At 72.2% G+C, this 11,098-nt stretch carries 12 protein-coding genes; 4 read left to right on the forward strand and 8 right to left on the reverse strand.

The window, feature by feature from the left end:
- The first annotated feature begins 83 nt into the window (after positions 1 to 83).
- The 3 genes from ACH34Q_RS36670 to ACH34Q_RS36680 are packed head-to-tail and all read left to right on the forward strand — an operon-like array spanning position 84 to position 2,269.
- A complete protein-coding gene (locus ACH34Q_RS36670; RefSeq protein WP_395987767.1) occupies positions 84 to 446 on the forward strand; it encodes a Zn-ribbon domain-containing OB-fold protein in 363 nt (120 codons plus the stop codon).
- Positions 443 to 1,579, forward strand: a complete 1,137-nt coding sequence (locus tag ACH34Q_RS36675; RefSeq protein WP_395987768.1) for a thiolase family protein — start codon at positions 443 to 445, stop codon at positions 1,577 to 1,579. The genes ACH34Q_RS36670 and ACH34Q_RS36675 overlap by 4 nt, the downstream gene beginning before the upstream one ends.
- Positions 1,580 to 1,588: 9 nt before the next feature.
- On the forward strand, positions 1,589 to 2,269 hold the full coding sequence (locus ACH34Q_RS36680; protein WP_395987769.1) for a TetR/AcrR family transcriptional regulator: 681 nt from the start codon (positions 1,589 to 1,591) through the stop codon (positions 2,267 to 2,269).
- Positions 2,270 to 2,302: 33 nt separating this feature from the next.
- Here the strand turns inward: ACH34Q_RS36680 and ACH34Q_RS36685 are convergent, their stop codons facing one another.
- The 3 genes from ACH34Q_RS36685 to ACH34Q_RS36695 form a co-directional block, all read right to left on the reverse strand.
- Positions 2,303 to 2,536, reverse strand: a complete 234-nt coding sequence (locus ACH34Q_RS36685) for a hypothetical protein (RefSeq protein ID WP_395987770.1) — start codon at positions 2,534 to 2,536, stop codon at positions 2,303 to 2,305.
- A gap of 44 nt (positions 2,537 to 2,580) precedes the next feature.
- Positions 2,581 to 4,248: a catalase gene (locus tag ACH34Q_RS36690; protein ID WP_395987771.1), complete on the reverse strand. Its 1,668-nt coding sequence runs from the start codon at positions 4,246 to 4,248 to the stop codon at positions 2,581 to 2,583.
- A 165-nt stretch (positions 4,249 to 4,413) separates the two neighbouring features.
- Positions 4,414 to 4,989 (reverse strand): hemerythrin domain-containing protein, encoded by a 576-nt coding sequence (locus ACH34Q_RS36695; RefSeq protein WP_395987772.1) that lies wholly within the window; start codon positions 4,987 to 4,989, stop codon positions 4,414 to 4,416.
- A gap of 237 nt (positions 4,990 to 5,226) precedes the next feature.
- Between ACH34Q_RS36695 and ACH34Q_RS36700 the strand changes: the two genes are divergently transcribed.
- Complete coding sequence (locus ACH34Q_RS36700) at positions 5,227 to 6,438, forward strand: hypothetical protein (protein ID WP_395987773.1); 1,212 nt, start codon at positions 5,227 to 5,229, stop codon at positions 6,436 to 6,438.
- Between the two features lie 20 nt (positions 6,439 to 6,458).
- Here the strand turns inward: ACH34Q_RS36700 and ACH34Q_RS36705 are convergent, their stop codons facing one another.
- The 5 genes from ACH34Q_RS36705 to narH form a co-directional block, all read right to left on the reverse strand.
- A complete protein-coding gene (locus ACH34Q_RS36705; protein WP_395987774.1) occupies positions 6,459 to 6,920 on the reverse strand; it encodes an MSMEG_6728 family protein in 462 nt (153 codons plus the stop codon).
- A gap of 5 nt (positions 6,921 to 6,925) precedes the next feature.
- Positions 6,926 to 7,909 (reverse strand): Acg family FMN-binding oxidoreductase, encoded by a 984-nt coding sequence (locus tag ACH34Q_RS36710; protein WP_395987775.1) that lies wholly within the window; start codon positions 7,907 to 7,909, stop codon positions 6,926 to 6,928.
- 22 nt (positions 7,910 to 7,931) lie between these two features.
- Positions 7,932 to 8,639 carry a respiratory nitrate reductase subunit gamma gene (narI, locus tag ACH34Q_RS36715; protein ID WP_395987776.1) on the reverse strand — a complete coding sequence of 236 codons (708 nt, stop codon included), beginning with the start codon at positions 8,637 to 8,639 and terminating at the stop codon, positions 7,932 to 7,934.
- Positions 8,639 to 9,322 (reverse strand): nitrate reductase molybdenum cofactor assembly chaperone, encoded by a 684-nt coding sequence (gene narJ, locus ACH34Q_RS36720; protein WP_395987777.1) that lies wholly within the window; start codon positions 9,320 to 9,322, stop codon positions 8,639 to 8,641. The genes narI and narJ overlap by 1 nt, the downstream gene beginning before the upstream one ends.
- Before the next feature lie 68 nt (positions 9,323 to 9,390).
- The gene (gene narH, locus ACH34Q_RS36725; protein WP_395987778.1) at positions 9,391 to 11,091 is read right to left on the reverse strand and encodes a nitrate reductase subunit beta; all 1,701 of its coding nucleotides are present in this window, start codon (positions 11,089 to 11,091) and stop codon (positions 9,391 to 9,393) included.
- Positions 11,092 to 11,098: the final 7 nt, after the last annotated feature.

The raw sequence follows: 11,098 nt of genomic DNA on the forward strand, positions 1-11,098 counted from the left end.
GGACGGCCCCGCCCGAACATACAAGTTGGTCAGCCAACTAGTAAATACTTGTTAGTCGACCAACAAGATGGGAGCATCGGCACATGTCGACGTCCCTCCACGGCACCGGCCCCTCCGGCGATCCCGTCCTGCACGGGCGGCGCTGCCTCACCTGCTCCCACATCTCGTTCCCCCGACAGCCGTACGGGTGCGAGGGGTGCGGCGCCCCCGGCCCCGGCGAGCCGCTCGACCTCGCCGGCACCGGCGTCGTCCAGGCCGCCGCGACCGTCCACCGGCATCCCGACCCCCGGGTCGCGGTGCCGTTCACGCTCGTCTCGGTCCAGCTCGACGACGGGCCGCTCGTACGCGGCGTGCACGCCGGGGCGGCCACGGCGGGCGGCCGGACCCGCGCCCGCCTGCACGAGGACGGCGACCACACGGCCCTGCGCTTCGAAAGCGAGCGATGATGCCCAGGAACCTCGCGGATCTGCGGCCCGTGTACGTGGCGGGCATCGGGCTGCACCCGTACCAGCGCCCTTCGGAGACCCCGTACGTCCAGCTCGGCCTCACCGCGGTCCGCGCGGCGCTGGCCGACGCCGCGCTGCGCTGGACCGACGTGGAGAGCGCCTGGACCGGCACCGCGAGCCTCGGCATGGCGGTCTCGCGCGGCATGCTGCGCTACCTCGGCGCGACCGGCATCAGGATGACCCAGGTCGAGAACGCCTCCGCCTCCGGTTCGTCGGCGTTCCGCCAGGCCTGCCTGGAGGTCGCCTGCGGGCTGGCCGACGTGTCGCTGGCCCTCGGCGTCGACAAGCCGTCGCGCGGCGGGCCCGCCAGGACCGGCGTCCCCGCCCTCGCCGGGCGGCGGGGCATCCCCGCCGCGCACTTCGCGCTGCTGGCCGACGCGTACATGCGGCGGTACGGGGCGACGCCCGAGCAGGTGGCGGCGGTCGCGGTCAAGAACCACCGCAACGGCGCGCGCAACCGGTTCGCCCAGCGCCGGAAGGAGCGCACGCTGGCGGAGATCCTGGACGAGGCGCCCATCGCCGGGACGCTGACCAGGCTCCAGTGCTGCCCGATCGGCGAGGGCGCGGCGGCCGTGCTCGTGGTGTCCGGCGAGGCGATCGGACGGCTGGGCCTGGACGCCGCCCGCTGCGTGCGCGTCACCGCCTCCGTGCAGCGTTCCGAGCGCCTGAACGACACCGACGCCGAACTCACCCGGGTCACCACCGCCGAGGCGCTCGCCCAGGCCGGGACCCCGCCGTCCGGCGTGGACGTGGTCGAGCTGCACGACGCGTTCGGCATCGAGGAGCTGGAGTACGCCGAGGCCATGGGGCTGTGCGGCGAGGGCGAGGCGGCGGGGCTGCTCCAGGACGGGGCGTTCGACATCGGCGGCCGGTGCGCGATCAGCCCGTCCGGCGGGCTGCTGGCGATGGGGCATCCCATCGGGCCCACCGGCGTCGGCCAGATCGCCGAGATCACCCGGCAGCTGCGCGGCGAGGCCGGCGACCGGCAGCATCCCGGGGCCGCCACCGGCCTGGCGCACATGGTCGGCATCGGCGCGGTCTGCGTGGTCCATGTCCTGCGGCGGCCGGTCTAAGCTCGTTCCATGCCACCGCCGCCCACGTCAGAGCCGCCCGTACCGGGCAGGGCGGCGCCGGAGCGGCGCACCCAGGCCGACCGGTCCGCGCAGGCCCGCCGGCGCCTGCTGCGCGCCGCCATCCGGCTGCTGGCCGAGCGCGGCTACACCGGCACGACGCTCGGCGAGATCGGCCGCGAGGCCGGGCTGAGCCGCGGCCTGGTCACCCACCACTTCGGCACCAAGGACGCCTGCCTGGCCGCCGCCGTGGAGGAGATCCGCAGGTCCGCCACCCGCAGCATGGCACTCGGACAGGGCGGGCTGCGCGGCCTCGCCGCCCTCGACCACCTCATCACGGCCTACATCGGCTCGCTGCGCGACGGCGACGAGTTCATGCGCGCCATGTACGTGGCGATGTCCGACTCGGTCAGCTCCGCGCCCGGCCTGCGGGACGCGGTCGCCAACGCCAACGAGCAGTTCCGCGTCGCGATCCGCTCCTGGCTGGTGCAGGCCGCAGAGGACGGCGAGATCCCCGCCGGCACCGACCACGGCGCGCACGCCGTCCTCATCGAGGGCCTGATCCGCGGCGTCTGCCTGCAGTGGCTGGTCGATCCCGGCCGCGTCGACCTCGACGCGGCCATCGCCACCGCCCGGCACATGGTCCACACGGCCCTCACCGTCCCGGCCCCGCAGGCGGTCGGACAGAGCTGAGCGGGGGTGACCCGGGCTGAGCGGCCGGGCCGGTCAGCCGGATTCGCCGCGGGCCCGGCGGGCCTCCTCGGGATCGGCCTGGATGCCCGCGGTCGGGTCGCCCTTGCGCGTCCCCTCGTCCGCGTCCTCCCCGTCGTACCCCTCGGCGGCGGTGCCGGTGCCCCGGATGACCCGCTCCTGCGGGAGGCTCTCGCGCCCCGAACTCGCCCCCGGCCCGCGATCGGCCGGATCCGGCTGCCGCTCGTCCGGCTCCCTGTCGTCGCTCATCGTCTCTCTCGCCCTCTCCTTGCGGCCTTCTCCTTGCGGGGGCATCAGCCCTCGCCGAAGCGCTGGACGGCCCGGTCGTTGGGAACGCAGTGGGTCATCTGGAGGCCGGACACGTCGCGCGGCCCGTTCTTGCCGAGGTTGGACAGCCGCTTGCGGTCCTCCTCGGTGAGGTCCTGGCTCGCCAGCGGCTTCAGGTGCACGACGTCGCCGGGCCCGATCCCGAGCCCCTCGCCGACCCGCAGGCCCAGGTCGTCCTCCACCAGCAGGAAATGCCAGACCATGCGCTCCTGGATGGGGCGATCGCACTGCGACAGCAGCGCGATGAAGTTCTTGACCAGGTCGTCGCGCTCCCAGTCGTGCAGGAGGCGGTACCGCTGCCCCGCCTGGAGGTAGTCGTTGGGGAGCGGGATGCGCTTGCGGGTGAGCCGTCCCCTGATCTCCGGCCCCTGGTCGTCGTGCGTCGGGTACTGCGCCTCGCGGAGCCCGCCGGTGATGGACGGCTCGTAGTTGACGTGGGGATTCTCGCCCCCGCCGTCGACGTAGTACGTCATCTGCCCGTCCCGCTGGTTGGTGCGGACCTTGGCCTCCTTGGCCTGGTTGACGGGCAGCTGCAGGTAGTTGGGCCCCACCCGGTGCCGCTGGGTGTCGCTGTAGGAGAACGTCCGGCCCACCAGCATCTTGTCGTCGGAGAAGTCGAGGCCGTCGACCAGCACACCGGTACCGAACGAGATCTGCTCGTTGTCGGCGAAGTTGTTGGACACGTTGCGGTCCAGCACCATGCGCCCCACGGGCCGGGCCGGGAACTCGTTCTCCGGCCAGACCTTGGTGTCGTCCAGCGGGTCGAAGTCCAGCTCCGGGTGGTCCTCGTCGCTCATCATCTGCACGAGCAGCTCCCACTCGGGGTAGTCGCCGCGCTTGATCGCCTCGTGCAGGTCCCTGGTGGCGTGCCCGAGGTCGCCGGCCTGGACGGCCGCCGCGTCCTCCTCGGTCATGCTCTGCACGCCCGCCTTGGGCATCCAGTGGTACTTGACCAGGACGGTGTCGCCCCGCTCGTTCACCCACTTGTAGGTGTTGACGCCGAAGCCCTGCTGGTGCCGGTAGTCGGCGGGGATCCCGCGCGGGCTGAACAGGTTGACCAGCATGTGCATGCACTCGGGCGTCTGCGACATGAAGTCGAAGATGCGGTTGGGCTCCTGCCGGAACGTCACCGGGTCGGGCTTGAGCGCGTGGATCACGTCCGGGAACTTGATCGCGTCCCGGATGAAGAACACCGCCAGGTTGTTGCCGACCAGGTCCCAGTTGCCGTCCTCGGTGTAGAACTTCACCGCGAAGCCGCGCGGGTCGCGGGCGGCCTCGGAGGAGTCCCGGCCGCCGATGACCGTGGAGAACCGGATCGCCAGCGGCGTGCGCTTGCCGCGCTTCTGGAACAGTTTGGCCCGGGTGTACGCGGAGATCGGCTCGTCGCCCCAGGCGCCGTAGGCCTCGAAGTAGCCGAAGGCGACCGCGCCCCGGGCGTGCACGACCCGTTCGGGGATCCGTTCCCGGTCGAAATGGCTGATCTTCTCCAGGAACTGGTAGTTCTCCAGCGTCGCGGGGCCGCGCGCGCCGACGGTGCGCTGGTTCTGGTTGTCGTAGACGGGATGGCCCTGCCGGTTGGTCAGCACGGCCCGCTCGTCCCCGGGCTCGGGTCCCTTGCTCGAAACGTCCGTCATGGCCTGGACTCCTCTCCCCCACGCTGTGTCCACGATGTGTCCCGGTGGCGGCACCTACCCGATCCGCGCGGCCTCAAAGCGGCCGCCCGCGCGGCACCGGTCAAGAATCCGCCAACGCGCGCCGCCGCAGGCCGGAGCCGTGCCGGCCGCAGGCCGGAGGCCGGATCAGCCGTCCGACCTGGACTTGCGGATCATGTCGCGGACCCGGTCGGCGATGGCGGCGGCGGGCCCGACCAGCATGTTCTTGGTGGCGCTCTCGGTGCCCGGGCGCGGATGGGTGGGCGCGGTCGACTCGGCGGCCTGGAGCGCCGTGGCCATGGCGCGGCGCTGCGCCGCGTCGAACTCGTCGCCGAGCCGCTCGAACTCGTACCGCTCCTCGGCCCTGGCGTGCGTGAGCACGTCGATCCTGAGCCGGTCGAGCTTCTCGGGGAACGCCGGGTCGCCGGTGTCCATCCCGTCCAGCTCGGCCAGCAGCTCCTTGGCCGCGCGCTCCTCGGCGAGCCGGTCCGCCACGATCCCCTCTCCGCCCGGAAGGCGGCGCCGCGCGACCGGATGGACGATCTCCTCCTCGGCGGTCTCGTGCACCGCCAGCAGCCGGACCAGGTCCTGGAAGGCGTCCCGGCGCGCGTCCCCGCTGGAGGACAGCACGAGGTCGAACAGGTCGCGGATCCGGCTGTGCTGCTCGCGCAGCAGGCCGACGATGTCATCGGTGCCCGCGACCTGCGCCCGTGTGGTGGTCATGAGTACTCCCCTGGGAACGAGACGGCCCGTACGCACGCCGCGTACGGCGGCTGCCCCCTACCCCGGCCGCGCCGGGCCATGCCGCCGGACCCGCGGGGCGAGCGGCAAAGAATCTCGAATGAATCTCGAAAAAAGGGCCGGGGATCCGTGAGGGGGATCACCTGCCGGGTAGGGCGGCGCGCACACACTCGGCGACGCGGGTCCGGTCCGGATCCGGCGTGGAAAGGCTGGCAGGCCGTGAGCTTCAACCCGCTCGAACACCGGGGCATCCCGCTCGACCGGCAGGTGCGCAACTGGCGGGAGCTGAACGTGGCGCCCGTCGACCCGGACCGGTCCGACCCGTACACCAAGTGCCGCATCATCACGATGAACGGCATCGAGGTCGAGGCCATCATGTTCAGCCACCACTTCAACCGGGTCTGCCCCGACATGGAGGTCAAGCGGAAGCTGGCCGAGGTCCGCTACATCGAGCAGCAGCAGCAGAAGGTCGTGAACTGGCTGCTGCCCGGGCAGGCGTCGGTGCTGGAGACGACGATCGCCTACGAGCAGGTGGCCGTCGACCTCACCGGCTGGGTCGCGCGGATGGAGCCCGACCCGTACCTCAAGCAGGCCTACCAGTTCGGCGTCCTGGAGGACTTCGACCACCTGTACCGGTACGCGAACCTGTACGAGATGATCGAGCACCGCAAGGCCGAGAAGCTCGTGGAGCAGCTCACCGAGGTCATCCCCGGCCGGCCCACGGTCCGGCACCACCGCGACCCGGCCGACAACGTGCGCGACCACTACGACCGCGCGACCGCCGCCCCGATCTCCAAGCTGCACGCGCTGACGATCATGTCGGCCGAGCAGCAGACGATGAACTTCTACATGAACGTCGGCCCGATGTACATGGAGCCGATCGCCCGCCAGCTCTACCAGGAGATCGGGCTGGTCGAGGAGGAGCACGTCACCCACTACGAGTCCCTGGTGGACCCGGGCGAGACCTGGTGGGAGCGGCTGGTCAACCACGAGTACAACGAGTGCTACCTGTACCACTCGTTCATGGAGACCGAGAGCGACCCGGGCGTGAAGGCGATCTGGGAGCTGCACCTGAACATGGAGCTGGAGCACCTGCACATCGCGTGCGACCTGATGCGGCGGCACGACGGACGCGACCCCGCGAGCGTGCTCGCGCCGGAGCTCCCGGTGCCGGTCACCTTCGAGCCCAACAAGGAGTACATCCGCGAGCTGCTGGCCACCCAGCTCGACCTCACGACGCTGGGCGCCGGGTACGTCCGCGACGCGCACGAGCGGTTCGAGCGGATGCAGGAGCAGATCAACGGCGGCGACAAGCCGCCGAGCGAGCGCGTGATCGACCAGCACCGCGAGATGTTCGGCGACGAGTACCGGCTCTCCACCGACGGCCCGCACCCGGTCGGCGCCCTGCGCGACAAGCCCGCCGGCCGCTGAGCACCCGCCTCCGGGCGCGGTCAGCGGTCGGAGGCGGGCCAGACGTAGGGAAGGTCGTCCGGTACGCCGGGGAACAGGCGGCCGTAGAAGCCGGGGTCCTTGCGGACCAGCGCCGATCGGTGGCCGAGGTGGAATTCCGGGTCGCCCAGCCAGGGCGGCAGCTCCCCCGCCTCGGCGAGCCGGCGCTGGTCCCGGGCGCTTTCCACGCCCCGGGCCGTGAGAAGGTCGGCGGCCAGCGAGACGGCGCAGGTGTCCCGCCGGCCCGCCGCGCACCATTCCGCGCAGATCTCCAGGCCGTAGCGGACGAGCGCCTCCTCGTACCCCTTCCACATCCGCACGGCCGGATGGTGGCGCCAGCCGTACCCGGGAACCGTCAGCCCGCGCAGCACCTGCAGCGCCTCGACGCGCTGCTTGCCGAGCCGGCGCGGGTCCAGGACGCGGGCCGACGCGGCGAAGTCCGCGTGCGGCAGGAAGGTCTGCACGGGCGTCAGGCCTCGTCGCGGATGACCGAGGCGGCGGGACGGCGGACGCTGGTGAGCACGGGGCCTTCGGGCACCCCGAGCCGCAGCAGCGACTGCGGGTACCGCCCGTCGCAGAAGCGGGTGCGGATGAATTCGCGCAGCTCCGGCACCTCCAGCGCCTGGGTGTGGAACGCGGCGGCCAGATCGTCCTCGGCGGCCGCGCGCAGCAGGGTCCGCTGCAGCGCCTGGCCGGCCCGTACCCGGTCGTGCGGGGTGTCGCCGGGCGTGGTGACCAGCATGACCAGCCCGGTCTCCGGCGGATGCGGCCCCCCGTCCGGGACCCCCCAGCCGCGGCCCCGGGCGAAGTCGCGTCCCGGGAACCCGGTCCCCGGCGGCTGCTCCGGATAGGCCTCCGCGTGCACCCCTTCGGGGCGGCCGCTGCCCGGTGCCGGCGCCCAGCGGGCCTCCTCGGAGGCGTACGCGGGATTCAGCCGCTGGACGTGCCCGGCCGCCTGGGTGAGCCCCGCCAGCGCCTGCCGGGTGTGCGTCTCCACGGCCTGGATCAGCCGGGCCCCCTCGCGCTCGGCCTCCAGTTCCAGCGACGCCGCCAGCGACGGCCGGATCTCGCCGGCCCGGAAGGCCCCGCGATGGGTGCGCCGCCGCCGGACGGCCCCGTACAGCCGCCGCGCGTCCGGGTTCTCCGCCGCCGGGGCGCCCAGGGTGACGTCCGCCACCAGGTGCGGGCGGTCGGGGTCGGGCAGCACGCGCGCGTCCGGCTCGTACCCGAGCGCCTGGAGCGCGACGCGCAGCGTGAACAGCGCCGCGCCGCAGCTGATCAGCATCTCCCGGCCCTCGGGGTCGGCGATGCCCAGCCGCCGGTCGGCATCCGCGCGCAGGCAGATCCGGGACCCGCCCACGCCGAACGACCACGGCTGGGTGTTGTGGATCGAGGGCGCCCAGAGCGCCGCCTCCGCGGCGGTCCGCGCGTCCTGGTGCCGCGTGTCCGTCATGGCCTTCCTTCCTGGTGGCCCCTCACCAGCCGCGCCGGGCCGGGCGGGAGCCGAGCCGCTCGTCGCGGCTGCGGTAGACGATGTAGGGCCGGGTCAGATAGCCGACCGGCGCGGTGAGCATGTGCACCAGCCGGGTGAACGGCCAGATGCAGAACAGCGCCAGCGCGCTCAGGGCGTGCAGCCGGAACAGCACCGGAACGCCGCTCATCAGCCCGGCGTCGGGCTGGAGGTAGAACACCGAGCGGAACCAGGGCGAGACCGTCTTGCGGTAGTCGTACCCGCCGCCCACGGTGTTGGCGGCGACCGTCGCGGCCAGCCCGAGCACGATGACCAGCGCCAGCACCGCGTACATCAGCTTGTCGTTGCGGGTGGTGGCGGAGAAGACGGGCCCGACCGTACGGCGCCGGTAGATCAGGATGGCCAGGCCGCCCAGCGTGCAGATCCCGGCGACGGTGCCGAGCACCACGGCCATCACGTGGTACGCGTGCTCGCTGACACCGGCGGCCTCGGTCATCCAGTCGGGGATGACCAGGCCGCCGATGTGCCCCAGCAGGACGACCAGGATGCCGAAGTGGAACAGCGGGCTCCCGATGCGGAGCAGGCGCCGCTCGTACAGCTGGGACGAACGGGTCGTCCATCCGAACTTGTCGTAGCGGTAGCGCCAGACGTGCCCGAGGACGAAGACGAGGATGGTGACGTACGGGAGCACGACCCACAGGAGCACGTCCATCAGGAACGGACCTCCAGCCGGTCGGTCACGAACACCTGCCCGCCACCGGCGGCGGGCTCAGCGCCGAACGGGGCGAGGCCGACCTCCTCACCGGGCGGGCCCTCGGCGACGAGGCGCGCGACGGCGTCGTGCTCGCGACCCGCCGGCGGCGGCAGTGTCGCCGCGATCGCCTCCAGGACGGCCGCCCACGGCGACCCGGACTCGGTCAGCGCCAGCCGCAGCAGTTCCAGCCCGGCGCGGTGCTCCAGCAGCAGCCGCCGGCCCTCCTGGAGGTCACCGGTCGCGGCGAACTCCAGCACGACCGCCAGATGGTCGGGCAGTTCCCCGTCGTCCAGGGCGAGCCCCGCCGCGGCGTAGGCCTGCTTGATGCGCAGCAGCGCCATCCCCCGCCTGCGGGTGTCGCCGTACGCGTAGTACGTCAGATAGAGGCAGCATCGCTTGCGGTGGTCGAACGTCGCGACGTAGTCGGCGGCGAGCACGGGCTCCGGCGTGGCGTCCAGATGGTCCAGGAAGCGGGCCAGCGGCGCGGCCACGGGTGGCGGCAGCCCGGCCACGGCGCGGCGCAGCAGGGGCCGCAGCTCCAGCAGCCCGGCGTCGGGATAGCCGAGCAGCAGCGACGCCGCCTGCCAGGCCGTGATCAGCTCGGCGTCGTCCGGTCCCGGTCGCCTGCGCGGTCGCTTCATCGGCTCGGTCGTCCTCGTGGTCCTAGTGCTCAGGGCAAGTGCTCAGGGCAAGTGCTCAGGGCAGGTGGTCAGGGCTTCGGCTCGGTCTCGGCGTCGCCGGAGTCGGCGGGCGGGTTGGCGGGCGGCTCGCCTGGACGCGACGGGAACAGCCCCTGCGGGGTGCCCTTGCCGTCCCAGTTGAGCAGGTTGACGCGCTTGTCCTTCTCCGCCGGATCGACCGGGCTGTCGGCGGTCTGCCGCTGCCGCAGCATGTGGAAGTTCTCCACGGCGACCGGGGCGGCGCCGCCGGACGACTCCCCGAACGGTCCCGACCCGCCCATGCCGGGGCCGCCCTCGTAGTCCAGGCTGCACTCGGTGGCCAGCTCCTCCAGCTTGTGCGCCTGCTCGGCGTGCGCGGTCGGGATGACGTAGCGCTCGTCGTACTTGGCCAGCGCCAGCAGCCGGTACATGTCGTACAGCCGCTCGCCGGTCATCCCGACGCGCGCGGGGATGGACTCGTCGGGCTCCCGGCCGAGGTTGATGTCGCGCATGTACGAGCGCATCGCCGCCAGCCGCCGCAGGACCGCGCCCACCGGAGCCGGATCCCCCGCGGTGAACAGCTGCGCCAGGTAGTCCACCGGGATCCGCAGCGCCTCGATCGCCGCGAACAGGTTGCCGGCGTTTTCGGCCTCGTGCCCGGTGTCGCGCACGACGTCGACCACCGGTGACAGCGGCGGGATGTACCAGACCATCGGCAGCGTCCGGTACTCCGGATGCAGCGGCAGCGCCACCTCGTAGGTACTGATCAGCGCGTACACCGGCGACCGCTGCGCGGCCTCGATCCAGTCGCGCGGGACACCGTCCCGTTCCGCCGCCGCGACGACCGCCGGATCGCGGGGGTCGAGGAAGACCTCGCGCTGCGCCCGGTACAGATCCTTGTCCTCGGGCGTGGACGCCGCCTCCAGCACCCTGTCCGCGTCGTACAGGACCAGGCCGATGTAGCGCAGCCGGCCCACGCACGTCTCCGAGCACACGGTCGGGATGCCGACCTCGACGCGCGGGAAGCAGAACGTGCACTTCTCGGCCTTGCCGGTGCGGTGGTTGAAGTACACCTTCTTGTACGGGCAGCCCGACACGCACATCCGCCAGCCCCGGCAGCGGTCCTGGTCGACCAGCACGATGCCGTCCTCGGTCCGCTTGTAGATCGCGCCGGACGGGCAGGACGCCGCGCAGCTCGGATTGAGGCAGTGCTCGCAGATCCGCGGCAGGTAGAACATGAACGTCTGGTCGAACTCGAATTTGATCTTCTCGGAGAGTTCGGCGAGCAGCACGTCCTCGTCCCCGTGGTCGGGCGACCCGCCGAGGTCGTCGTCCCAGTTCGCCGACCAGGTGATCTTCATGTCCCTGCCGGAGATGAGCGACTTGGGCCGCGCGACCGGCGTGTGCTCCTGGAGCGGAGCGCTGGTCAGGGTCTCGTAGTCGTACGTCCAGGGCTCGTAGTAGTCGTCGATCCCGGGCAGCTTGGGATTGGAGAAGATCGTCAGCAGCTTGCGCGCCCGGCCGCCGCCCTTGAGCGCCAGCCGCCCGCGCCGGTTGAGCGTCCAGCCCCCGCGCCACTTCTCCTGGTCCTCGTACCGGCGCGGATAGCCCTGCCCGGGCCGCGTCTCGACGTTGTTGAACCACACGTACTCGACGCCGCTGCGGTTGGTCCACGCCTGCTTGCACGTCACCGAGCACGTGTGGCAGCCGATGCACTTGTCCAAGTTCATGACCATCGCCATCTGAGCCATAACGCGC

The sequence above is a fragment of the Actinomadura sp. 9N407 genome, assembly GCF_044326315.1.
Classification (GTDB): domain Bacteria; phylum Actinomycetota; class Actinomycetes; order Streptosporangiales; family Streptosporangiaceae; genus Spirillospora.